This is a genomic window from Mucilaginibacter sp. CAU 1740, from assembly GCF_039839285.1.
In the GTDB taxonomy this organism is placed as follows: Bacteria; Bacteroidota; Bacteroidia; order Sphingobacteriales; family Sphingobacteriaceae; genus Mucilaginibacter.
Genome location: NZ_JBDOQS010000016.1, coordinates 32,259 through 58,994 on the forward strand (window position 1 = coordinate 32,259; position 26,736 = coordinate 58,994).

A 26,736-nucleotide genomic window follows, 5' to 3' on the forward strand; every position below is an offset into this window, starting at 1 on the left:
TTAAAAGCTTAGCAGGTAACTTAATTCCCCCCGGGTTTCTCTAAAATTTGGTTGTAGTTGCGGCCCTGATGTTTTGGCTTTGTTATTGGTCAGGAACATATTGAACGACAGCAATTGCTTGGTGGTAACCCGGTAACCGAGGTTGCCGGTTGCGTTGATGATAAAAGCATCCTCGCCTCCTTGTGATTTTGTATCAGTAAAAGTGCCGCTGAGGCCTGTTTGCAGTTTCTGGAAAAAGATCTTGTTGGCTCCCACCGTTGCTGATTTGTAACTATTTTCCATCCCTTGCCCGTTCAGTTTAGTATTTGATAGATTGATGTAGGCGCTCAGCATTTTTTTGGTAAAGTTGATGTTGTAGCTCAGCATGTACTGATTGGTTGTTATGCTGCGCGATGAGGCATCGGTACTGTAAAAAGTGTTATAATCGTTCATGCTATTGCGGGTGTACGAGCCGGAAATTACATGGATAGCATCCGTACCGATGATCATGTACCGGGGCATAATAGTGATGGTTTGGGTAGTTTGAACTATCTTCAATGAATCGGCAAACAGGGCGGTTTGCGCTTTTTGATTATCGGAGAAGTTGGTATAAACCGCCTCTACCGAAAAGGATTTGGTAAAATCGACACCGGCATTTAGCGAGCCTATTATACGGTGATTGGTAGCCCGTTTTTGCTTTTTCACGTTATCGTGCTGAAAGCCCAAACTACCGTTAAACCTTATTTTTCCTTTATCAAAATTTCCGGAAGGGTTGATGGTCCAGTTCTCATAATCGGAACTGAAATAATACGCACCCATGGTTTGAAAATCCGGGTCTACACGTTTGTATTTTACCTTCATGCCGTAATTTTTGTCCTTGTAACCAAGCCCGGCCGAAAAGGCGGTATAGTATTCAGATGTTCCGTTCAACCCGAAAGTTGTACGGAGTTTATTGAGTATGGTACTGCTCCCGTTATCCAGCGAGATTGGCGAATTAACATCATTGGTATATAAACTTAAAGCGCCATCGCTCTCAAACACAAAATGCTTTAAAAAGCTAAACCGTGATACGTAACCCATCACATCATTTTTTGCCGGGCTTACATAGTTTTGTTCCGGTTTTAGTCCCGCCGGTTTAACCGTATCGTCCTTAGCGGTTAAGTAACTTAGCTCGAAAAAGTTGCGTTCGGTACCGTAACCCAATTTGGCGGCGTACGCTTTCCGTGAAAATGAAAACGGAACAAGCGCTTGTGTGGTGGTATCGATAGTGGTAGCCCGGTTAAGCCGGCCATACATAAAGCCAACACGCAGTTTACCGGGGTTTAGTTCAACACCCGCCCCCAGCATGGTATGTCCGCCAAGCGTGTAAGGAGAAAAAGACAGATCGCGATAGCCAACATGTAGCGTAACCCACTTATAAGTGGGGCTTAACCCAAACTGGTTAAACGGCTGCCTGAATGATTTATCGGCCTGGCTATAGGCAAATGAAAACGGGATATCCAAACCGTATAAACTAATGGTGGGATTGCCCGAAAGGTAATAAGTAAACGGTGCCCTCCGATCTTGAATACCGGTGGCATTATAAAATATGCCCTGCGCCTGGATACTCCCCGAAAGGGTTACAGGCTTTTGCTGACCAATATTGTCGAGGTTTTGGGCATGAAGCCTGTATTGCCAGCAACAGATGAGGGCTAATAACAGTAAATATTTTTTCATTGCAGCAAGGTTAACCAACCTTAACCCGGCGACCGGCTAAGAAACCGGCGCGCGGGTTAAGGGATAAGGTATGAGTTAATAAGGTACTTGCGTATTTTTTAGTTGGCAGTTGGGTATTGCTGCATGTAGTTAACTGCTTTGTTGGTGTGTGTCATAGGTGTTCGGTTTTGATAGTTGTTATAGTGATAGATTTTGTGGTACTGCCGGATACGCCAGGGCGAAATCCGTTTTACAAATAAACAGGGGACGACAAAAAATTACTTTCGAGTTTATTGCAGATACTTTCGAGTTTGTTGCATGGCGGCAAATAATGAGGGTATTTGTAGCGTTTTGGCCATAATTAGCCCATAAAACAAATAAGGCGACCAGGATTTTATCCTGATCGCCTTAATAAGCCCGGTGTACAATCAAACCGAAAAACCGGGTTTGTGGTTATGCTCCCGTTGTTAGTGCGTGGGAGTTATTTTTATTCCCTCCCTCGGGAGAGGTGCGATGGAAATGTGAAGTGGCAGGGAGGGGTTTGTACGCCATGCTTATTGATTAGGCATAGCGAAGAAACCCCTCCCTACACCCTCCTAGGGGAGGGAATCGCACTACCCCCGCTTTTTATCTCTTAAGAATATTACGGCTACTTATCATGCGTATAAAAAGTAATCTCCTCCATCGTCATAAAATCCCCACCGTAGTTAGATAGCAGCTTAAATCTGTAGTACCTAAACTTAGGCGTTGAAGCAGGAACAGAAAACTCTTCGCCTGCTAATGCAAAAGCTACATCCGCGTCAGAATTTTGGCCTACCGGGAGGCCGGATGGTTTAACCGAAGCGTAGGAGCCTACCTTGATCCAGCTTGCCCAGCTGCCGTCTGCGTTGGGGCTGTTGCTACCGTATAGTTCGAAGGTTTTTACGCTTTGCAGGTTGTAAAGCCTATCGTTAGCCTGCCAAACCTTAAACCGGCTTAAGGCGGAAGATGTACCGGCATCAAATGTAAACCAGCACGGAATTGTTGATTCGGTAGCGAAACCCGGTGGGTTGTAGCTTTCATCCCATAAATACTCTTCCAACCAGCCATAGCCGCCTTCAAGCACATCTGTAGGTAAAATCTTCACCGCAAATTTCGATTTATCAAACTGCCGCTCAAACTTGGGCAGGGTAACCGATGAAGCCTCGGGCGAGAATGTTTCGAACGCTGTGGTATCGGGCTTGTATAATGATTTGAAAGTAAGCACACTGCTTTCTTTATAGTCCGGCAGTTCGGTATTGGTTTGATTTGCCGAAACGGTGATTTTTTTGGCAGCTCCGTTGGCCCCGGTGTAGTTTACCTCTATGCCTAACTCTCCGCTTGCGGGTTCGCCCCAGGTCAGTTCTATCTTGTTACCATCTGGCGATTGCTCTACGGTTTTTAGCTTCCTGTTGATCAGGGAAGTTAAATAACTCGGCCCATAAACCACGCCCGAAACATTGATCCCCACAGATTTCCGGCCTTGGGCATCATAGGTATAAACATCAAAACTATAGTTGCCTTCGGTCAGTTCATCGATGATCACATTTACAGTATCCTTGCCCGGAATATGGGTAACAGCAACCTCCCTCGAGTCGTGATGGTTATTGTAAAACACCTTCATTTTGGTTACCAGCGGATCGTTGCCAAGCGTGGCCGATAACTGTACCCTGTTATACCCGGAATGCACCAATACGGTATCCAACCTGCCGGGATAGGTGATCTCACCGCCCGCCATGTACTTTTTATAGGCATCGCCGCTTTTGGTGCATGAGCTTAGCATTGCGATAACAGCAACGAGGCACAGCAGCGCGAAATATTTTATTGCTTTCATAAACTTTTATTTGTGTTCAGTTTTATTTGGTATCCCCCCACATCATTATCTCATTAAAATTCACATACGATCCGTTCGACCAGTTTTTCAGCGTCCGGAACCTGATGTACCTCACCTTAGGGGCATCCAGTGGGAAGGTTATGGTTTCGCCTGCATGCGCGGCATCAATATCATCTTGCGAGAGCTGACCTTCGGGCAATCCTGATGGTTTTATTTGCGTGTGCGATGCTAAAAGTGTCCAGCCGTTGTAGCTGCCATCGGGGTTTATAGTGTTGGTGCCCCAGATCTCCACCACGCGCGGGTTGTGTAACGAATAGAAGAAGCCCTCTCTCATAAAATAGCTTAAGCGACTAAGTTTGGCAGGAGCGCCCATATCATAAGTAAATTGCTGGGGCATTTTTGATGCGTCGCCTGTGTGGTAATAGCCACCGGCGTTGGTTACATCGCCATCAAAAAGCTCATCGATACCGCCACCATATTGCGGGCCAAGCGGGGCATCGGTTGGTAAGACTATGCCTTTCATCTTTGTCCTATCCAACAGTTCCTCAAACAGGGGCGTAACCGTTACCAGCAGGGTATCAGATAAATTGCCCCACCTATCGCGGGTATAAATACCAAATTTGGTTGGCTTGGCGGGCAGGTTCCGGGTGGAGAAATTACCTTTTTGCAAGTTGGTGTAGTTGGTAAGGATAGGCGCAAACTCACCCAACGAATCGGTAGCTAACACCACAATAGCCAGGCTGGCCTTGGTGCTATTAGTAAACTTAACGTTAATGCCCCCAAAATCGGGCGTTACGGTTAAGGAATCGCGGGTAAGATTTAGAGGCGCGGTAAGTGGATGAACGGTAACCTCTACCGGGGTGGATACGTTTTCGCCTTTATCTACAGCATATAATTTTACCTGGTAAGCAACGGTATCGCCAAAACCATCAACAGTAAGATCGCTGTTGTAGCGGCTTACTTTGGTTTCCCTTGTATCGCCTTTTTTGATAGAATATACTGCTTTAATATAAAGCAGGTCGCCATCGGTAGGTATAGTATAGCTTATTTTGGCAGCACCGTTAAGGTTAGTTACCGTAACATGGCTTACCGGCCCTGGCGCTGTATGATCGTTAACAGTAGGTGCAAGCTCGTCCTGCTTACAGGAGTTAGCCATCAACATAACCAAAGCCGCGAAGCAGGTTAATAATATCTTTTTCATTATCTTATCTTTTAAAATGATCTCCATTTTTAATCTCGTTTAAGCCAGTTACCATCCGGGGTTTTGTACCAGGTTGGGGTTAACCTGCAAATCGGTTTCTTTTATCGGCCAGAAATAGTCTCTCGGGGCAACAAATTTTGGAGTGAACAGCAATACCCTGCGGTTATAGTCTTCATAGGTAGATTGCACAATGTCCCAACCATATATCGGCGCGCTTAAAACCTGCGGAGCGGTTTTCCACCGGCGCAGGTCCCAGAAGCGGCTTCCTTCAAAGGCCATTTCTATCCCGCGTTCCTGGCGAATGATATCCCGTAAACCGGCAACTGTAGTGTATTTGGTGGGATTGGTTGAGTAAGTAGCCCACGAGCTTTCAACCGATTTTAACCCCGCCCTCGCCCGGATCTGATTAAGGTAAGGCAAAGCTGCGGCAGGGTTACCCGTTTCATTCAGTGCTTCGGCGTATAGCAGGTACAGATCGCTGAGGCGCATAACCGGCCATGGGTACGATTCGATAGTGGTGTTTGTTTTTGAGAAAACCAGATTCCAGTTAACTACCTTTTTGGTGTAATACCCGGTTATCGAATACAGGCGACTTTGCTTTTTACCGGTATATTGTTCCGATTTACTTTGGATGTTGTAATTGCCATTATGCATAAACCAGGTTGAGCCGTCAAAGGCCATATCGGCATAAAAACGGGGTTCGCGCTCAAAATGGAGGCCCACGGTTTGATAACCTTCCTGCATCCCGGCATCCTGATCGGTAACGGTACGCAGTTTAAAGCGGTCGGTATAGTTCCAGGTTTTGTCTTCCTCTATCGGCACGCCATTTTTGGTATAAAAAAGCTCGGCCATTTTTAACGGCGGGGCCAATTTACCTTTCAGGCTCAGGTTAATATTATCCGGATCGATCTGCGGACAGGCATATTGTTGCAACCAGAAGGTTGAAGCCGCCGCTTCTGAGGTAAGGCCCCAGATCAGTTCATTGTTCCATTTTTCGCAAATAGCATTGCGGATGTTCATTTCTATTTTGGTAGCATCGTTAACCGCTACATCCGTACTCGAAAAATAGTACAGCTTGCGGCCCGCGGCTGCGGCGGCATCAATGGCCACTTTACAGGCATCGGCTGCCCTTGTCCATTTCTTGGCATCGTATTGCGGGTTAAACAACAGTTTGCCGTCGCCCCCCTTAAACCCGGCAAAATCATTATTACCATTAAAAAGCGGACTGGCAGCGGTTACCAATACCCTGGCCTTAATGGCTAAAGCAGCTACTTTGGTAATACGCCCCAACTCGGTAGTGGTACTGGTAATTATGCTTGGCAAACCGGTGTTGGCATCGCCGGCGGCGGCCTCATCTATCAGTTTAGAGATATAGTTCACCACCGAATCGGCAGGTTGCCTGAACACTTTAAACTCTTCCGGATTGGCTGTGATGGCCGGGTTTTTATCAAGGATAGGTATAGGCCCGTACATCCTGAACAGGTACCAATGCAGGTAAGCTTTAATAAACTTAGCTTCGGCAACCCACCTTAATTTTACATAAGGTTGCAGATCAACCACTTTATCAATGTTCTCTAAAAATATATTACAGGTTCTTATTCCTTGCCATAGGTTGCGGCCATCAAATTGGTCCCAATAGTTCATGTAAGGGTCTGCCCTGTTTTGCTCGCCGCGGGCTATATTATAGGGATCCAGGAAAAAGTAATCCTGTGTCATGGGCCAATAGGTCCAGGCTTCGTCACCACCACTAAAACCTGGGTTTTTATCGGGGTTACCCTCCTGCGGAAGGTACGAATAGCAAGTGAACAGGTATTTTTCGGCCTCGGTGCGGTTGGCAAATACGTTATCAAGGGTGGCTACGTTATCGGGCACCACATCCAGGTAGCTTTTTTTGCAGGAGGCTATCGCGGTAAGTAATACAACAAACAATAAAAGCCTTACCAACCTCCGTGGCAAATGCCCTAAAGACCGGTTATATATAGATAAAATTTTCATGCGATTTGATTTTGAACTGGTTTAGAATGTAATGTTCGCGCCGATGTTAAACACCTTTTGTACCGGATAGCCAAGACCGTTGCTCCCTTGCTCGGGATCCCACAGTTTAAAGCTGCTGAGCAGGAAAAGGTTGGTGCCGTTGAGGTAAAGGCGGATAGAAGAGATATGGTAACGTTTGAGTGTTTTTTCGCGGATGTTATAGGCCAGTTCGGCGCTCTTCATCCTCAGGAACGATCCGTTACGCATCCACCAGTTTGATGATTGGTTGTTATTACTGTTTTGCGTTAAGCTAAGCCTCGGCCAAAAAGCATAAAGGTTGCGGTTATCTTCCGACCAGTGATCTTTAGCTATCACATCCAATAAGCCATGCTGATCCGGCCCGTTGGCAACAAATGGCGAGATCTGACTTGGGTTAATAAAAAATGACGACCGCGCCGAACCTTGAAAAAATGAACTCAACTCCCAATCGCCATATCCGTAGGTAAAACCAAACCCGTAAATGATCTCGGGCGTGGTAGGATATCCCAATCCGTTCACCATATCCAGATTGGTGATTTGTCCGTCACCGTTGAGGTCGCGGTATTTGATATCGCCGCCCCTTACTTCGCCAAAGTTTTGTTTAGGCGAGTTTTTTACATCCTCATCATCCACAAACAAACGCTCGGCAATCAGTCCGTAAGCCTGTGTAAGCGATTGGCCCACCCGCGACAGGTATTGCATATTGGCCGGATATTGCGGCTCTTCGTTCACAAGTAACTTGCTGGTAGCATAGGTAAAAGTACCGCGCATTTGCAGCCAGGATTTGCCAAAGTTTTTATTGTAATCCATGGCAACATCCAAGCCTTTTGCCTCGGCAACACCTACGTTGGCACTAACCGGGGCGGTAAGCCCAAGTGAGGTTGGGATATACGCCCTATTCATTAAAATATTGCTCCGGCGTTCTTTATAAGCATCAACAATAAGGTTTAAAGCATCAAACAAACCGAGATCCATACCTAAGTTTAACTTTTTCGACCGCTCCCAGGTGATGCCTTCGTTAGCGTACCTTGAAATGGATACCCCATTTTTGGTATAGCCGCCGTTTTCGCCAAAAGTGGCACTATAGGCCGGATCATTCAATGTTACGTTTGATAGGTAGAAAAACCTGTCGCCGGCGTTACCTATCTGATCGTTACCAACAAGGCCGTAGGTAGCGCGGAACTTGAGCTTGTTGATAACACGCTCCAGCGGTTTAAAAAACTTCTCGTTGTTTACATTCCACGCTACGCCCACAGATGGAAAAAATCCATACCTGTTATTTTGAGCGAAACGCTCAGAACCGTTATAACCAAAGTTGGTTTCGAAAAGGTAACGGCTATCAAAGCCATAAGTAAACCTTCCTGATACTCCCTGGTTGCGGAAAGGCAAGGATGCTGTAAGATCGCCGGCGTTACCGTTGAGGTAGTTACGCCTGATGCCGATGAGCAAACCGCTTACGTTATGCAGTTTATTAAAAGTGCGGTTGTAGTTTAAGGCAAGCTCGCCGTAGGTGGTGGTGTTTACCAACTTATCGCCCTGTGAATAATTAAGGTATTCGGTAGCAGTACCTTCATTCAGCAACGAAAGTGTGTAACCCTTAGGGTCACTTACCGAGGGACTTGCCGCATAGAAAAATGGAATATATTGCCTGCTCAGGTTAAAGTATGAGTAGCGTTTGGTATAAACCATTCCCCTTGCCGAGAGGCCTTCGGTAATAAATTTCAGATCTTGCTTTAACTCCAGCTGAACGTTAAGCGTTGAGGTGCTGTACTGCTGAAACCCCGATACCATAGATGCATACGGGTTGGTATAAACCTCGCCGTTGGTACCACGCGCGGCATTACCGAAAAGTGGATGTTTTATAAAGGGCAGATCTGCCGATGGAAAAATAGCCGGAAAAAGCACCGGGTTAGCATTAAGCGTACTGTTAAACACCTTTGTACCACCGTTAACATAGTTACCATCTGCATCATATCCCCCTACCGGACCGGAATAGTCATCAAAATCGCCGGAGGTACGCAGGATAGCTTCGGTAGTTGGGGTTAGTTTAACGTTGATGTTCGACCGGATCTCGTAACTTTTCAGTTTAACATTATTACTGAAATTATTGAGGCTTTGATTTTTTAAAACACCGTTATCCTGGTTGGCAGTAGCGGCAATGTAATATTGCGCCTTGGGGCCGCCACCGGTAAGGTTTAAGTTAAACCGTTGGTTATTGGTGTACTTTTTTATCAGCGAGCCTATCCAATCATTATTAGGATATAAAAGCGGGTTATCGCCTGCAATAGTATGATCTATCTTGTTTTGCGAATAAGGTAAAGGTGCAACAGGGTTCCTGGTCAAAGCGGCTTCGTTGGCCAGGTTCATATAAGTGATATTATCGGCAAGCCTGAAATTTTCGGTATTGGTTGAGGTAGAATTTTCAAGGCGCACATTGAACTTGGTATCGCCGCTTTTGCCCGATTTGGTAGTGATCAAAATTACCCCGTTGGCACCGCGCGCACCATATAATGACGATGCAGCCGCATCCTTCAAAACCGAAAAGGCCGCGATATCATCAGGCTGGAGGCGGGCAAGTTCATTCGCTGCCGATTCCATACCATCTATCAAGATCAGCGGGTCGATCTTTCCCGAACCAAACGAGGTGATCCCCCTGATAAAAAACGAGGCGTTATCATAACCAGGTTCCCCACTGCGTTGGTAAGAGATCAAGCCCGAGATACGCCCGGCAAGCATAGTGGTAAGGTTACTGGTTGGGCCTTTGATCTCTTTAGGATTGATGGTAGTGATAGAACTTACCATACTTTCCTTTTTTTGCGTACCGTAAGCAACTATCGCTACCTCGTTCAGGTCGTTTTTGTCATCAAGTAATACTACGTTGATGGTGTGGCGTTCGACGGGTACAATTTGCTGTTTAACAAAACCGAGGAAGGAGAATACCAGCGTATCCCTGCCCTTGGGTAAACTGATCACATAATCGCCGGCGTTATCACTCACAGTTCCGCGTGAACTGTGTTTAACGGTTACGCTAACTCCCGGCATGGTTACGCCTTTGGTATCTGTTATTTTACCCTTAACAGTAAATGAAGTTTGGCCGCGTACCGCCATCCCCGTAAAGAGCATTAAAAGGAAACAAGAACCCAGGAATTTTAAACTTTGATAGGTAAAGATTTTTTGAATCATAGAACGATTTTGGTTTAGTAGAAATTATCAATCAACTTGTATGTACATAATTACATATTTAAATTTAGATTAACAAATTGTGTTGTTTAATATTTTTCAGGGGAATACGTTTATTTTTAAGCGATTGTAATAAAACAACCATTTAGGCCTACATCAGTAATTTTAGGCGCTTTTATAAAACAAAACTAAAATCAATTAAATTGTACGGACATTTAAATTATGTATGGTCAATTTATTAAATGAAATAGATTTTGATTCTTTATCAGAAGCTGCTTAAAAACAGATGAAGATTTTTTATGTAGAGACGCATAATTGCGTCTCCCGTAGAACAAGCGGCTTTGCAGGTTATCAACACAGGTCATCTTGCCACCGTAAATTGCATGCGGGAGACGCAATTATGCGTCTCTCTAACATAGACCGTCATTGCGAGGAACGAAGCAATCGCACGGAAGCCGAGGGGCTATGCAAGTCCGTCCTGTACAGTTCGCGATTGCTTCGTTCCTACCCATGACATAATTATAAAGTGGGTCATGCTGAGCCTGTCGAAGCATGGTGGGTAGGCCTCTGCGCGCGACTCTTCGACAAGCTCAGAGTGACAGGCCCACCCGCCAAATGTCATATACCCTTCAGAGGTGAACGCTTTTACTTACTCGCAATGACGTTAAAGAAATAACATAGTTCAAAAACCAACGGGCTACCAACAACAAAAGGCCGCTTACGCGGCCCTTTGTTTGTTATTAATAAAAATTCAGGTTGTTATCTGATTAAAAACCCGGGTTATTAGGCAACAACTTAGGATTTACATCCGTTTCCTGTTTAGGTAGCGGGAACAACAACTGCTTGTCAGTAAACGTAGCACCGAATACAGTTTTATGCCCTACAAAATTATCCCAGTTGCCGGTTATATCGTTATGAACTTTGCGGGTGCGGAGCATATCGAACCACATTTTATTTTCAAAGCAAAGTTCAAAATAACGCTGCAACCATACCTCCTGCTCAAATGCCGATTGGGTTAACGAGCCTATAGGAGCCAGTTTGGCCCTTGAGCGGATATTGTTAACCATCAAAATTGCGGTTGCATTTGGCGAACCATCGGCCTCGTTTTGTGCTTCGGCATACATCAATTCAACATCGGCCAGGCGGTAAAGCGTGTAGTTCAGATCTGATTTTAACGTAGTATTAACCGCTGTAGAATCAAACCACTTATAAATATAAGGACTGCGGAAAGTGATCTTTTTACCTGTTTTGGTATTGGTATAGCTTGAGTAAAAGAATTGCTTTTCCTGTACCCTTTTGTCGCCAGCGGCAAACGAAGCTAAAAACTGCGTTGAAGGATACACCGAACCATACTCATCCGAATATTGCGAAACTCCCGAAAAGTTTGGAATAGTAAGTGGTGTTAACGGGTTTGACGAAGGCACCGAAGCTGCGTATTGCACCTGGAATATAAACTCACCCAGGTTTTTATTTGCAGGCTTGATCATATCGGTATATTCAGGGAACAGCGTATAACCACCATTCTGGATCACGTTAAGTGAACGTTTGGCCGATTCGGCATAAAATGTTTTACCGCCATTAATGGCCGCGCCGGCATAGGTTAGGTAAACATCGGCCAATATAGCCTCAACAGCACCCATCGATACTTTGCCTGTATTATCCTTCCATGGCAGTGTCGATTTTTCGGCAGCCAACAGGTCGGGGATGATCACTTTATCGTAGATATCCTTAGCGGCTGTGCGTGGGATGTTAAGGTTCAGATCCTTTGGGGTTTCTACAACCATTGGCACCGCACCGTACATACGTACTAATTGGAAATAATAAAGCGCACGCAGGGTTTTCACCTCGGCCAACATGTTGTTCTTTACCTCATCTGTTAAGCCAGGAGCATTAATAGTGGGGATTTTACCAATAGCGAGATTACACGCGCCTATACCAAGGTACATTTGCTGCCACCAGGTATCAAAGTAAAACGAGGTGGTACTGTAACTTAGGTTTTGATAATTCACATAACCGGTTTGCCCAAGGTCGCTGCCCGATTTACCTGTCATAAATTCCATTAAGTTCCAGGTGTTACCACCGTATGATCCATTTTGGCCTGACAAAAAGCCCTGCAGGTTTTGATAGCCCGAATTGGCAAAAGCCCTGGCCACCTTCACACTCGATACGTCCGACTCGGGCGTAAGGAAACTGGTAGGCTCCTCCTTTAAAAACTTTTTGCAGGAGCATGCAAACAGCACCAAGCCTACAAGCATTATATTTTTTATAGTTTTCATTTTTATATCATTTAAATTAAACTGTCAATCGTTCCTCTAAGCCTGTTAAAAAGTAACCTGTAAACCAAGGTTCCATACACGCGGACGAGGGTTTGAGAAGAAATCTAAATTTTGTGAGAACGAACCGTTTGATCCGTAGCTTGAATTAAAGGTATCCACCTCAGGATCGTAACCGGTGTATTTGGTTATGATGAAAGCGTTTTGAACACTCGCGTAGATCCTGAAACGATTGGCATGAAACTTTCTCAGCACCGGTTGCGGCAAGGTATAACCCAACGTAATGTTCTGGCCGCGAATAAATGAGCCATCCTCAACCCACCAGGTATCGAAATGCGAATCCTGCGCAAATTTGTAGTTACGCACCTGCGAGATATAGGTATTTTGGTTAGTAGGCGTCCAGCCGTTTAGCACGGTAGCCAAACTGTTCGAAAGGGTTTGCCTGTCTTCGGTAGAGTGCTTGAAATTGGCAGCTGTATTTACACCCTGAACAAAGCGGATATCGAACGAAAAATCGAAAGCTTTGTACCTAAAACTGCTGCTGAAAGTACCTGTCCATTTAGGGTATGCCTGGCCAATAATGCTGTAATAGTTACTACCATCTGGGTTGTAAATATATTTCCTGTCGCCCGGCTTTAAGCTGTGTTTTGCGGCTTCAGCCACATCCTCGGCCGAAGTACTGTAAGTGCCAAGCCTTGTCATACCATAAAACGAACCGATAGGCTGACCTACTCGGATCACAAAGTTTTGACCAAGGAAGTTAGGGCCAGGGAAAATATCCGCGCCATTATCGTTCAGTTTTAATACTTTGTTTTTGTTGGCAGTGAATATAAAATTGGTACTCCACTCAAAATCGGATGTTTTAACGTTGAGAGTATTCAAGCTGATCTCCACACCCGAGTTACGTACCGATCCTACGTTTTTATAAACGTTGGCATTGGTTTCACCTGCCGACCATGGAATTGGCGCCTGCAACAACAGATCTTTAGTGGTACGGTTATAATAATCGAGGTTCAAGTTTACACGATCATGAAATAAACCTAACTCCAAACCCGCATCAAACTGAACAGAACGTTCCCATTTTAAGTTGGGGTTACCGATATAGCTTGGCAGCAAGGTTGATTGGGCAGCACCCCCCAAAACCGTAGTATTCGGCTGTATCTGCGCAAGCGAACGGTAGTTACCAATTTCCTGGTTACCTGAGGTACCATAACTGGCCCGCAGTTTCATGTTGGTGATGGTATGGTTATCCTTCAGGAAATTCTCCTGTGATACCCTCCATGCTGCACCTACCGAAGGGAAGAACGCGTATTTATTATTCACCCCAAACCTTGATGAACCATCGTAACGGCCTGTAGCTGTGAACAGGTATTTTTCGTCGAGGTTATAGGTGATACGGGCGTAGTATGAACTTAATGACGATTTTTCATCCTGGGTTTCGTTGGCACTCCTTACAGAACCGGCCTGCTCATAATGATATTGGAAAATATCATCAATAAAGTTCTGTGTTTCTGAACGTACCCTCGCATAACCTTGTTGCTGGAACGAGATACCTAACAAGGCGGTAAAACGCTGCCTGTCGTTGATCTTTTTGTTCCAGGTAAGGTAGTTTTCTGTTTGCCAGTAGTAATTATTATAAGCGTTTACGTTAGCCACGCCACCCTGATCCTGCGATAAGTGCGGCAGATCGCCTGCTGAGTAGAAGTCATTTTTTTGAGAGCTTAAATTATAGCCGAAATCTGTTTTGAAATCCAGTTCCTTGGTGATATGAAACAATGAGTAGATGTTGCCTAACATCTGCAGGTTATTGTTAAGTGTATAACGCTCGTTAGCAACCTGCACCGGGTTGGGTGCACCCTCAAGACCGGCAATATCATAGTTACCAGCCCATGTACCATCTGGATATTTAACAGGTACAATTGGCACTTCTTCTGATACGTCCCTCGGTACGTTCAAAGCTCCGTTGGCATCTGTAACCAAACGTTGCCTGCTGTTGATGAGGTTGATGCTTCCACCTATTTTAAGCCAATCCTTCACATCGTTATCCATGGTCATTTTAATGGTGTACCTTTTAAAGGCGGATGTTGGCGCAAGACCATTCTGGTTAAAATAACCAAGCGATAAGCTATAAAGTGATTTTTCGCTGCCTCCCTGAATATTCAACTGGTGACTTTGTGAAAACGATGGTTTGTAGGTTTCTTTTTCCCAATTAGTATCATAAATAGGGTTATCATTAACATCAAACAACTTAGGGAAGTTGGCATGGTTCAATGCTACTGGCGGTGTCCATACGCCGCCAGCCGGGTCAAATTTTTGGCCGTTGGCGAATGATTCGTTGTAAACTTTAACAAACTCGGCAGAGTTTAATGTGCGTAAATGGCGGTACAACTCGCTTACGTTAAAGTTATCATCGTAAGTGATAGTGGCAGAACCCGTTCTACCGCGTTTGGTGGTGATCATAATTACACCGTTAGCACCACGCGAACCGTAAATAGCTGTCGATGACGCATCTTTCAACACCTCGGCCGAGGCAATATCCAGCGGATTGATGGAGTTAGGATCAACACCAACCACGCCATCTACTACATATAATGGGTCGATATTGGAATTGATAGAGCCGATACCCCTGATCCTTACTTTAGCGCCTGCACCCGGGGCTGTGCTGTTAACGCTAACTTCCACGCCGGCAATTTTACCTTGCAGGGCCTGCGTTACGTTGGCAACGGGTTTATCATTTAGCTGATCGCCTTTAATACCGGTAACGGCACCGGTGAGGTCTGATTTTTTGACCGTACCGTAGCCAATCACCACCACCTCGTTAAGTGCGCTGGATATTCCGGCTAATTTTACGTTGATAACTGTTTTGCCAACGGTTGATATTTCCTGGCTGGCATAGCCGGTGTATGAAAATATTAGCACGGGGTTTGCACTGGGAACCGAGATGGTAAAATTTCCGTCCAGATCTGTTTGTGTGCCGCCCTGGGTACCTTTTATTTTGATACTTACACCGGGTAATACGGAATTGTCTTTAGCATCGGTTACCTTTCCGCTGATCTTGACCTGAGCCATCGTGTGCAGCGATAGCAAGGTGAGGAGAATTGAGTAGATAAGATTTTTCTTCATAACATTGTTTAAGTAGGTTGTTTTTAAACTGGTAATTGTAGGAATGCTTCTCAATAGCATATTCAGGGTGGTTTGTAACCACCGCAAGGCCGGAACCTGCCGCCAAAAAAGGGCAAAGCAATTCCAGTTGCCTTTATGGCATCATTTTTTTTCATGAATTTGGATTATAGTTTGTTTTTAGTTTATCTCAACTTATTGGTTATCCGGCTACTTGTTTTTAGCAGCCCACTGCTTTAAAGCAGCAATTGCATCATATAAGACGCCCGCCTCTCCCCTAAAATCGCCCGAACCTTTTGGCGCGCCGGTTTGCACATCGTACCATTCAAAAAAGCCCTTGTTGGTAAGCATCCTGTCAAGCATCGGTGATAACTCGGCGTAGGCTTCCTTCGGGTGTCCATAAGCTATTAGCGGCGCTATCATTCGTCCGCCAAACCATGTCCAGTCGCCGCCGTTTTGATAGTTATAAGGTTTCATGTTCGGGTACTGCTTTTCAGGATAAGGCGGATAAACCGTTATACCGATAGTAGCATGTTTTTCTTTAGCGGCAGCAGCGAGCATTTGTTTGTTTATTTCCGAAACCTCGGCCGGGGTATTAAAACCTGCTATGATAGCGCATATCGATCCGCCTGTGTATAAGATCTCTTTTTCATTAAAATCCGGAGAGAAAGGACTGCCGTTAAGGTAGATATGCGGGATATATTTTTTTGTGGAAGCATCCCAAAGGTATTTACGAACATTGGCGGTAACTTTTGCAGCTACGGCCTTCCAATCGGTTTTGGCTTTGTAGCCGCGTGGTGCCATGGCCAGGAAATCATGTACAGCCTTTACAAACATGGCATTATCATAAATATCCAAAGCCCATTTGGTTTTATCATTAATAGCCACGCCCCAACCACTTTCCGATTGCACATCGCCCCAATCAATGGTGGTAGCACCTGTTATTAAACCATATTTTGCCGACCAGCGATCTTTTTGCAAATAGGCCAGCGCATCCTCCATCCGCTGTAAAATCGTTTTACCACCAACACGCTCGTTTAAAATGGTTTTATCACCGGTAAAATCAATGTACTTTTTCACAGCCTGGATCAATGAGGATTCCTGGTCAGTCTCTACCGTATTTTTGTGGGCTGCCCAACCGGGAAGTAAAGGCGAGTAACGGTATTTGTAGCCCACGCTGGCTTTCGCGCTGTCAACCACGCCATCTACAATATCTCCCCCATCGCCCTGGATGCGGAAAAACATCAATAGCTTGGTTTTTACTTCTTCTTTAGGATGTACTTTTAATGAGCCGTTGATAAAAGTGTTAAAATCGCGGATCCATACCTCGCTATACGATGTACCGGCAGAAAAACCGGATAACAGCTTTAAAGCCCGCGCTTGCACGGTATCCAACCGGGTATCGGCAAGGATCTTCCCGGCCAAAAATTTGGTAGAGGGCTGTTGCGCCCCGGCAATTGAAAAAATAAGGCAAGACAGTGCCGTAGAAATGAGTAAGCGTTTTTTCATGCAGGTAAATTATGTAATTAGGTTACTGCCTTACCAGATAGAAATGGGAGGCAGATTTCGTTATAGTATGTACAAACATACTACCATATAACAATATTCCAAAGCTTTTTCTAATTATTTTATTAACTGTGATGAAAAAATGAGAGGAGGTGAGAAAATTGTGTTAATGAACAGGCATCGAAAGACAGTTAATATAAATAAGTGAAACAGGCGACACGGCGACCTATCTCTTTGTCATCCTGAGCGATAGCGAAGGATCCTTTTCGCCCTGTACAGCCGCTATGCAAATTGAAGAAGATCCTTCGCTATCGCTCAGGATGACAACCGCTTTCAATCTGCCTTTGGTAGCCACTGCCTGTTTTCCTGATAAATTATTACCTTGCCCCACAATTCACCTCCTGTTCAAATGAAACTAACCATCGATCACAAAAGCGCTGTTCCATTACATATCCAGGCCGAAAACCTGCTGCGGGAACTCATCCGCGAGCCTGAATATCAAGCCGGTAAATTATTGCCTAACGAGGTTGACCTTGCCAAAAAGCTGGCTATATCCCGCACCACTTTACGCCAGGCCATCAACAAACTGGTGTACGAAGAACTTTTGGTGAGAAAAAAGCGATTGGGTACTAAAGTGGCCCATACCAAAATGAGCTCGAAATCAATGAATTGGTTAAGCTTTACCCAGGAGATGGAAGCCCGCGGCATCACCATAAAAAATTACGAGCTACATGTGAGCTGGGTTTTTCCTGAAGACCATATCGCCAACTTTTTTGATATCAAAACAGATAAAAAAGTTTTGAAAATGGAGCGGTTGAGAGGCAATACCGAAGAAGCTTTTGTATATTTTATTTCGTATTTTCATCCGAGGATCGGGCTAACGGGCGAAGAGGATTTCAAGAAACCACTTTACGAAATGCTTGAGAGTGAACATTCTGTAGTTGCCGATCTATCCAAAGAAGAAATAAGCGCCAAGGCGGCCGATAAATTCATAGCTGGTAAGCTGGAGATAGATCCGGGTTGCCCGGTTTTGATCAGGAAACGATTTGTTTACGACCAGGGCGAACGACCAATGGAGTATAACCTGGGCTACTATAAAGCCGAAAGTTTTGTTTATACGGTAGAAAGCAGGCGCAGCTCCTGATTTTTTATTTTTCGCGCTTGTTTGAAATATAAATGAAATAAAATATGTTTGCACATTATAACATATATGTGCAATGAATAGATCTGTTTTATCGAACGCGGTTAATATTGAAACGATGAGGAACACCCAACAGTTTCTGCTTCCGGATTGCAAGGAACCTGCAAAAAGTCAGGAGTATGATATTTACCCCACTTTCAAAATTGCCGGGCCGATATTTACCGGTCATAAAACTTTAGCCGATTGGATCATTGCAGGCAACCAGGATATTGTTATAGATGGCTATTCGGGCGTATATTGGGATATACTTATCCGCAACCTGAATGATGAATTTACCGCTTTAGGCATCCAGCCAAACTGGATAAATGTAAATAAAGCCTTAAAACCAGAAGAGTTTATCCATGAAATTACGGCTGATTATGATGGCGGTAACGACCCCTTATTTGGCAAGATCTACAATGGTGAACTGGTTGATTTTTTCGATACCGAAAAACTTCAGGCCCTGAAACCCGAACCAAACAAACTAAACATATTGTATGGTGCAGGTGCCGCCCTTGCGGGCTGGAAATGTTCATTGATCTATTTTGATGTTCCTAAAAATGAGATCCAGTTCCGGTCGAGGGCTAATGGTATCTGTAACCTTGGCGAAAACCAGCCTTCCGATCCTAAAAACCAATACAAACGCTTTTATTTTATTGATTGGCCGGTACTTAACAAACATAAAAAACAGCTTTTGCCGGTGATAGATGTGATCATCGATGAGCAAAGGATCAACGAAATATCATGGGCAACGGGCGATACGCTAAGAAACGGACTAAAAACAATGTCCACCCACATGTTCAGGGCCAGGCCATGGTTTGAGCCAGGAGTTTGGGGAGGCCAATGGATCAAAAACAACATTGATGGCTTGAACAAAGATGTCGTAAACTATGCCTGGTCGTTTGAATTGATCGCCCCGGAGAATGGCATCCTGCTGCAGAGCGGTGGTAATATGTTGGAGGTTTCGCTGGATACTCTGTTGCTATTAGATAACGAAGCCATTTTGGGTAAAGCAGCTGAGCGCTTTGGCGACGCCTTCCCTATTCGATTTGATTTTCTGGATACATTTGATGGCGGTAACTTATCACTGCAATGCCACCCATCTGTTGAATACACCAAAAACAACTTCGGCGAAGATTTTACACAGGATGAAACCTACTACATCCTCGATGCCGAGCCTGATGCAGAAGTTTACCTTGGTTTCCAGGAAAACATCGATAAAGAACACTTCAGGGCTGTTTTAGAGAACAGTTTTGAGCAAAACGAACCAGTAGAGATCAAAGACTACGTGCAAACTTTCCCGGCAAATAAACACGACCTGTTCCTGATCCCCAATGGCACGGTGCATTGCTCGGGCAAAAACAATATGGTACTGGAAATCAGCGCCACGCCGTACATTTTCACCTTTAAAATGTATGATTGGCTCCGCCCCGACCTCAGCGGAAACCCGCGAACATTGAATATTGACAGGGCTTTTGAAAACCTCAATTTTGATAGAAAAGGTGATGTGGTAACCGATACCCTCATCTCCAAACAAACCACTGCCAAAAAAGGCGACGATTGGGAGATCATCAACCTATCAACCCACCCCGAGCACTTTTACGCGGTTGAACGCCTTGAATTTGATACCGAAATAACAGAAAATACCAATAACCAATGCCATGTATTGAGCCTGGTTGAGGGCGAAAGCATCACGGTAACAACCAACGGACTTGAGCAGGTTATCAACTATGCCGAAACCTTTATTGTTCCGGCCGCGGCTAAAAACTATGTGCTTAAAAATACAGGGAACGCAAGGGCTAAGGTTATCAAAGCTTTTGTTAAAGATGAATGTTGCTAATCCCTTTACCTAAATCAAACTCAAAAAACGCATCCTATTAAAACCTTATAATAATGAATAAGATTTTCTCCATCCTGTCGGCATTCATTTTCATATGTGCCGCTGCCATGGCGCAAAAAAGTGATAAGCACTTTAATGGCATCACCCTGCAACCAACAATTGCATATATCAATTACCAGGGCCAGGCCCGCCGAATGGTGCGGTTATCATTTCGTGAGGGTAAAAACTTCGCGCCTACCGAGGCTACCGTTTCATTTAACGGCCAAACCGATCATGTTAAAATACCGGCAAATAAAGATGGTATAGATGTTTTTGAACTTCCGCTTCCCGGCGCGCCAATAACTTCGGCTATGCAGGCAACAGTTAGCTTAAATGCTGATGGCCAGACCTATTCTGCCCGCTGCATCGTTGAACCCGCCCGCAACAACTGGACTATGTACATCCTACCCCATTCGCATGTGGATATTGGCTATACCAATACACAGGCTAAGGTTTTAAAGCTGCACATGGATAATATTGATGAGGCTATCGAGCTGGCAAAAAAGACTGCTAATTATCCTGCCGAAGCCCGTTACAAATGGACCACAGAAGCCATTTGGGTAGTTGATAATTACCTGAAATTAGCAGATGAAGCCAAAAAAGAACGCTTTTGGGATGCCGTAAAAAAAGGATGGATCAGCCTTGATGGTGCGTATGGTAACATCAATACCAGCATGACAGATTCGTACCAGTTAATGCAGATGTTTGCCAAATCGCAAAAACTGGCTAAGGCACATGGGGTTGAGATCCATACAATGTTCCAAGGCGATGTACCGGGCGCAAGCTGGGGTCTTGCAGCACAAAGCGAACAAACCGGCATTAAATATTTTTTATCAGGCCCCAACGCTTCGGATAGGATAGGTAACCTTGCCAAGTGGCAGGATAAACCTTTTTACTGGGTATCGCCATCTGGCAAACAAAAATTACTGTTTTGGCAGTGTCAGCCCTACTCAATTGGCTACGCGTTGAAAGGCACCAAGATCCCGAACTTTTTTACTATAGAAGATCCTAAACCCTTTTATACCGGCCACCCGTCGGATAATTTCCTGAACCCGCACCTTTTCCAATACCTTGGCGGGTTGGAGCAAAACAACTTTCCTTACAACATGTCGCTGTTAACCTGGGCCATGAGCGATAACGCGCCTATTGACCCTGAACTTCCCGACGCAGTTAAAAACTGGAACGAGCATTTCGCCTCGCCAAAACTGGTGATCACTTCGGTAAAACAATTTTTCCAGGATTTTGAAAAACAGTATAAAGACAAGATCCCATCATTTACCGGGGATTATACCGAGTACTGGACGGATGGTGTATCATCAGCAGCAAAAGAAACAGCCATTAGCCGCCAAACATCTGATAAGTTAAAACAGGCATCGGCTATCTGGGCCATCCGCAATCAACCAGCCTACCTTGCCAATGATTTTGACGATACATGGAAAAACCTTTTGCTTTACAACGAGCATACCTGGGGTGCCTACAACAGCACTGATGATCCTGATGATGCTAAAGTTAAAAGCGAATGGGCCATTAAAAAAGGCTACGCTTTAAACGCTCAGAAACAAACTGATTCGCTCAGTAACCTGGCATTATCGGTTAAAACAGCTACTGCAAATAAGGTTGATGTTTACAATACCCTATCATGGCCACGTACCGATATTGTTTATGTACCTGCCGATTTAAGCAAAGCAGGCGACCTGGTTAAAGATGCCACAGGCAAAGCCATCCCATCACAACGTTTAAGCTCGGGCGAGTTGGCCTTTGTTGCCACCGGGATACCGGCTTTTGGCAAAACAACCTACAGCATTAACCGCGGCAAAGCTTTTTCAAATGGCAAGGCCACAATTTCGTTAAACGGATTAGCTAATGGCATATACACCGTAAGCATCGATAGCAAAACCGGTGATATCAGCAAACTGGTAAAAACCGAAGGCGCCAAACAACAAGTATTGGTAGATAGCAGCGGCTTTAACAAATACATTTATATGCCCGGCGATTCGCTGCAGCGCCAGCAAACCAGTAGTGATGCGGTTGTTAGCATTAAAGAAAAAGGGCCGCTGTTGGTGAGTCTCTTGATTACTTCGAAAGCACCGGGAGCTTTTGGTTTAACCCGCGAGATCAGGCTGGTTAACGGGCTTGATAAAATTGAGCTGATCAATACCATCGATAAAGAAAGTATCCGCGCTAAAGAGAGTGTTCACTTCGCGTTTCCGTTCAGTGTTCCTGGCGCGCAGGTGCGTTATAGCATCCCATGGGGAAGCGCTACAGCTGAAGCCGACCAGTTGCCTAATGCCAATAAAAACTGGTTTACCATGCAGCGCTGGATTGATGTTTCTAATGCCTCGTTCGGTATTACCTGGTCAAGCCCGGATGCTCCTTTGTTTGAGATAGGCAAAATTACTACTGCCGATCTGCTGGGTGGCTTGCACCACGCACCGCAATGGTTAACGTTTACGGCACAGTCGCCTAACATCTATTCATGGGTGATGAATAACCTATGGCATACCAATTTCCGCGCCGAGCAGGAAAAAGGGCCGGCTATTTTTCATTACATCTTCCGTTCGCACGCGGCAGGATATGATAGCTTTGATGCCAACCAGTTTGGTCTTAGCAATCATCAGCCATTAGTTGTTTCTGCTTCGGACAGCCAGAACGAAGAGTTGTTTTTCAATATCGGCGGCAAGCAGATCTATGTAGAATCATTAAAACCAGCCGACGATGGCAATGGCGTTATAGCGCAGATAGTAAGCACCGGCGATAGCGAAGTGAGCATCACTCCAAAAACAAAAGCAGCGATTAAGATCTGGAAAAGTAACCTGAGCGAAGAAAAAGTAGCTGCGCTTGAAAGCAATTTTAAGTTCCCGGCAAAAGGAATAATCACCGTACGCATCGAAAAATAAGATAGCTATGAATCAAAAACTATCATCGGAGACCAAAACCTCCGCCCTATTTTTAACAGGCGTAACCATTATTGCAACGCTGGGTGGCCTACTGTTTGGTTTTGACATGGCTGTTATTTCGGGCGTGCTCCCATTTGTAAAAAATCAGTTCGCGTTATCGGCCGCTACTGAGGGCTGGTTTGTATCCTCGGCACTTATCGGTTGCATTATCGGGGTAGCTTTTTCTGGTGATCTAAGCGATAGGCTCGGCCGTAAAAAAATGCTGATGTTATCAGCCGTATTGTTCCTACTCTCTGCTGTGGGTTCGGCATTATCTTCGGGTTTTACGCTGCTTATTTTAGCTCGCATGCTGGGCGGTATGGGCGTTGGTGTAGCATCAATTGTAGCACCGCTGTACATTTCAGAAATTGCACCTGCGCAGATCCGTGGTCGCCTGGTTACTTTTTATCAGCTGGCCATAACGGCGGGTATATTGGTGGCTTACCTTACCAATGCCGGTCTGCTCAATTTTTCATTACACTATAAGGGCGATAGCTTAGGCAAAATAACCGACCTTGTGCTGGTTAAAGAAGTTTGGCGCAGCATGCTTGGCCTCGGTGCCATCCCAGCCTTGCTGTTTTTTATCGGCCTGTGCTTTGTACCCGAAAGCCCGCGCTGGCTTATCCAGAACGGGAAAACCGACGAGGGCATCGCTATCCTGTCAAAAATAACTGACCAGGCAACTGCACTGGATGATGCCATCCTGATCAAAAATACCCAAAGCCAGGAAAAAGGCACCTACCGCGAGATCTTTGCCCCCGCTATGCGTAAACCTCTGTTAATTGGTTTGCTGCTGCCCTTGTTCTCACAATTCAGCGGTATTAACGCGGTAATTTACTACGGCCCAAGGATCTTGAGTGATGCAGGCATCAACATCAGCAATGCCCTGCTTGGCCAGATCATATTTGGTATCGCCAACTTTATTTTTACGCTGATTGCCATTTGGAAGGTAGATAAAATGGGGCGCAGGCCGCTATACATCGCAGGCGCATTAGGCGCTACCGTTTGCCTGTTTTTTACGGGTGTTTGTTTTTATGCGGGCACTACCAACAGCATAGCTCTGGTGATTAGTATAATCTTGTTTTTAGCATGCTTCGCGTTTTCGATAGGCCCGCTAAAATTCGTTATCGCATCAGAGATCTACCCTACCAGGATCCGTGGCCGAGCACTGGGCTTAAGCATCATGACAATGTGGGTAGCCGATACTATTGTGGGCTGGCTTACGCCAATATTTTTAAGTTCGGTTGGACCTGCAGTTACGTTTTGGTTCTTTTCGGCCTGTTGCCTTTTATCGTTTTGGGTGGTATACAAAATGGTGCCCGAAACTAAAGGAAAATCGTTGGAGGAAGTGCAGGATATTTGGGTGGGGCATTGATTGATATTCCGTTCAAAAATAAATCACGATAAGAAATTTCTACACGAATTGACTTTCAAATCGCCCACAATTAAACGAATTACACGAATTTTTATCGGCATAGATTTGAGATTCGTGTAATTCGATAATTCGCAAAAATTCGTGTAAAAATTCTTCCTTCCTATAAAATATAATTTGAACTGCGATAAGCTGTTGGGGTTGTTTGTTTGATTTTTTTAAATACCCTGTTAAAGTAAGGTATATCATTAAAGCCGGTAGCATTACATATTTCCGCGACTGTTAAAGTTGTTTTTTGCAACATTTGAATAGAAGATTCTATTCGGTACTCATTTAAGAAGGTAAAAAATGATTTACCGGTCATTTTTTTAAAAAAGGTACAAAACGAAGATCTATCCATACCAACAAAAATCGCTACATCCTCTAACGTTACCGGGTTTTGAAAATTATTGATCACAAAGCTATACGCTTTCTGCATCCTCTTATCGTTCCTGCTAACGTTTACCCGCCCTCCTATTTCTGTTTTATCTTCTGTTAGGGCAATTACAGATAGCAACCTGAAAAGACTTGCCAACTGTTCAAACTGGCCCTCGTTGGTCATTGAGCGCAAAATTATTTGCATCTGCTTCAATGCACCGTTATTAAAAACAATGGCCTCTTCGATATCCTTAATTTTCAAAATATCTGTGTAAAGCTGCGGCGATGTTGTGGAAATAGCATCAAGCAGTTCAGGCAAAAAAAATATAGAAATATTTTCGATTGTCCCGTCCCCATGAGTATCATATTCATCAAACGACCAGCAATGCGGCACATTTGAGGGGATAAATACGATCTCGCCCTCTAAAAAGGGCTGCATCGTATTTCCCATCACCCTGGTTCCCGAACCTTTAATGATATAAGATATCTCCAGCGCGTCGTGCTGATGAAAAGTGATCTGTTCATTTGGCGGTATCCGGACATGATCTACCAATAACGATTGTTTTTGATCGCCGGGAGGTGGACAATATTTTAAAACCAACGCGTCTTTTTTCATCCAATTACACCTTTTATACAAATATAGAACAATCAATTTCAATGATACGACAATTCAGGTATTGCCATTACCAATATTTTTGTCCGCCGGGATCTGATAATTATAGCCAACAGTTAGCTGAAAATTTTGATCACCAGCTGTATTTGCCATGATTCAGAATGCGGCATCGATTACCAGGCTTTAAGTGATGACGGATCAATTTTCAAACCTGTTGCCTCCAACCATATGAAAAAACAATCAATAACCTATAAATAAAAATGAGTACAAGTAACACTTACTTTGAAACAAAAAAACACTACCCTATTCTTGACGGGCTGCGCGGCGTTGCCTCTGTTTTGGTTATTTTATACCACGTATTTGAAGCGATAAGCAGCGGAAGTCCCGCTGGGCAGCTCATTAATCACGGCTACCTCGCGGTCGATTTTTTCTTTGTATTGTCGGGCTTTGTTGTGGCCTATGCGTATGATGACCGTTGGGGCAAAATGACCCAATGGGATTTTTATAAGCGGCGGTTGGTGCGCCTTCAGCCAATGGTGATTGTAGGATCATTGATTGGTGCCGCGCTATTTTATTTCCAGGTAAGCCCCGCGTTTCCGGCGATAGCGGGCACACCCGTTTGGAAAATGCTGCTTATTATGCTGATAGGCTGTACATTGATCCCGGTAACAAAATCAATGGATATCAGGGGCTGGCAAGAGATGCACCCATTAAACGGCCCGGCCTGGTCGTTGTTTTTTGAATATGTTGCCAATATTCTTTATGCGCTGGTAATACGCAGGTTTTCAAAATTGGCGCTATCAGTTTTTGTTTCGTTGGCTGGTTGCCTGCTGATAGGCTATCTCCTAACCGGTAATAACGGCGACCTTATTGGCGGTTGGTCCATCGATCAAACCCAGCTGTTTATAGGTTTTACGAGGCTTCTATATCCATTTTTTGCAGGCATATTGCTTTGCCGGGTGGGCAAAATTATTCATACTCAAAATGCTTTTTTGTGGTGCAGCGTGCTGTTGCTGATAGTTTTATGCATACCGCGAATAGGCGATCATCAACACGTTTGGATGAATGGATTATATGAAGCCCTATGTGTTATTATTATATTCCCGCTTGTAGTAGCTATGGGGGCCGGAGGCCAGCTTAACACACCAACATCAACCAGGATATGTAAGTTTTTAGGAGATATTTCTTATCCCTTATATATAACACACTTCCCATTAGTTTACACCTATACGGCCTGGGTTTCAAATAATAAACTAACCATGAACACCTATACCATCGCGGTTGGCTTAGGCCTTACACTAACAAGCATATTTATTGCTTACATCTGCCTTAAACTGTATGATGAACCTGTAAGAGAATGGCTAAGGAAAACCGTTTTGATAAAAAAAGCCTCAAAGTAAGTTCGTACACATGTCATCCATTAAATCGCCAGTAAAATTTAAACTTTCACAGCGGGCGATAAATATGCCAAAATCCATTTTTTCATTTTTCAAATGCAACTAAGTTGCATTTGAAAAATC

Annotated in this window: 14 protein-coding genes; 5 read left to right on the forward strand and 9 right to left on the reverse strand. The window is 44.5% G+C overall.

Features of this window, described 5'->3' with window-relative positions; all coding sequences use genetic code 11:
• The 8 genes from AAFN85_RS27365 to AAFN85_RS27400 form a co-directional block, all read right to left on the reverse strand.
• On the reverse strand, window positions 1-1,695 hold the full coding sequence (locus tag AAFN85_RS27365) for a hypothetical protein (RefSeq protein WP_347531145.1): 1,695 nt from the start codon (window positions 1,693-1,695) through the stop codon (window positions 1-3).
• 628 nt (window positions 1,696-2,323) lie between these two features.
• Complete coding sequence (locus AAFN85_RS27370) at window positions 2,324-3,526, reverse strand: DUF4998 domain-containing protein (protein WP_347531147.1); 1,203 nt, start codon at window positions 3,524-3,526, stop codon at window positions 2,324-2,326.
• A 22-nt stretch (window positions 3,527-3,548) separates the two neighbouring features.
• Entirely contained in the window at window positions 3,549-4,727 is a 1,179-nt protein-coding gene (locus tag AAFN85_RS27375) for a DUF4959 domain-containing protein (protein ID WP_347531148.1), read from the reverse strand.
• Window positions 4,728-4,775: 48 nt separating this feature from the next.
• Window positions 4,776-6,722, reverse strand: a complete 1,947-nt coding sequence (locus tag AAFN85_RS27380) for a RagB/SusD family nutrient uptake outer membrane protein (RefSeq protein ID WP_347531150.1) — start codon at window positions 6,720-6,722, stop codon at window positions 4,776-4,778.
• A gap of 21 nt (window positions 6,723-6,743) precedes the next feature.
• Complete coding sequence (locus tag AAFN85_RS27385) at window positions 6,744-9,923, reverse strand: TonB-dependent receptor (protein ID WP_347531152.1); 3,180 nt, start codon at window positions 9,921-9,923, stop codon at window positions 6,744-6,746.
• Between the two features lie 764 nt (window positions 9,924-10,687).
• Window positions 10,688-12,196 carry a RagB/SusD family nutrient uptake outer membrane protein gene (locus AAFN85_RS27390; RefSeq protein ID WP_347531154.1) on the reverse strand — a complete coding sequence of 503 codons (1,509 nt, stop codon included), beginning with the start codon at window positions 12,194-12,196 and terminating at the stop codon, window positions 10,688-10,690.
• Between the two features lie 45 nt (window positions 12,197-12,241).
• Entirely contained in the window at window positions 12,242-15,316 is a 3,075-nt protein-coding gene (locus tag AAFN85_RS27395) for a TonB-dependent receptor (protein ID WP_347531155.1), read from the reverse strand.
• A gap of 207 nt (window positions 15,317-15,523) precedes the next feature.
• The gene (locus tag AAFN85_RS27400; protein ID WP_347531157.1) at window positions 15,524-16,822 is read right to left on the reverse strand and encodes a hypothetical protein; all 1,299 of its coding nucleotides are present in this window, start codon (window positions 16,820-16,822) and stop codon (window positions 15,524-15,526) included.
• 406 nt (window positions 16,823-17,228) lie between these two features.
• Between AAFN85_RS27400 and AAFN85_RS27405 the strand changes: the two genes are divergently transcribed.
• From AAFN85_RS27405 to AAFN85_RS27420, 4 genes are all read left to right on the forward strand, one after another.
• Window positions 17,229-17,963, forward strand: coding sequence for a GntR family transcriptional regulator (locus AAFN85_RS27405; protein ID WP_347531158.1), 735 nt, complete (start codon window positions 17,229-17,231; stop codon window positions 17,961-17,963).
• Window positions 17,964-18,036: 73 nt separating this feature from the next.
• Window positions 18,037-19,839: a class I mannose-6-phosphate isomerase gene (locus AAFN85_RS27410; protein WP_347531159.1), complete on the forward strand. Its 1,803-nt coding sequence runs from the start codon at window positions 18,037-18,039 to the stop codon at window positions 19,837-19,839.
• A gap of 53 nt (window positions 19,840-19,892) precedes the next feature.
• Complete coding sequence (locus tag AAFN85_RS27415) at window positions 19,893-22,775, forward strand: glycoside hydrolase family 38 C-terminal domain-containing protein (RefSeq protein ID WP_347531160.1); 2,883 nt, start codon at window positions 19,893-19,895, stop codon at window positions 22,773-22,775.
• Between the two features lie 7 nt (window positions 22,776-22,782).
• Window positions 22,783-24,189: a sugar porter family MFS transporter gene (locus AAFN85_RS27420; RefSeq protein WP_347531161.1), complete on the forward strand. Its 1,407-nt coding sequence runs from the start codon at window positions 22,783-22,785 to the stop codon at window positions 24,187-24,189.
• 160 nt (window positions 24,190-24,349) lie between these two features.
• On the opposite strand, the gene AAFN85_RS27425 is transcribed toward AAFN85_RS27420, so the two are convergent.
• Window positions 24,350-25,219, reverse strand: coding sequence for an AraC family transcriptional regulator (locus AAFN85_RS27425; RefSeq protein ID WP_347531162.1), 870 nt, complete (start codon window positions 25,217-25,219; stop codon window positions 24,350-24,352).
• 257 nt (window positions 25,220-25,476) lie between these two features.
• On the opposite strand from AAFN85_RS27425, the gene AAFN85_RS27430 reads away from it, so the two are divergent.
• Complete coding sequence (locus tag AAFN85_RS27430) at window positions 25,477-26,616, forward strand: acyltransferase (RefSeq protein WP_347531163.1); 1,140 nt, start codon at window positions 25,477-25,479, stop codon at window positions 26,614-26,616.
• The last annotated feature ends 120 nt before the right edge of the window (window positions 26,617-26,736 follow it).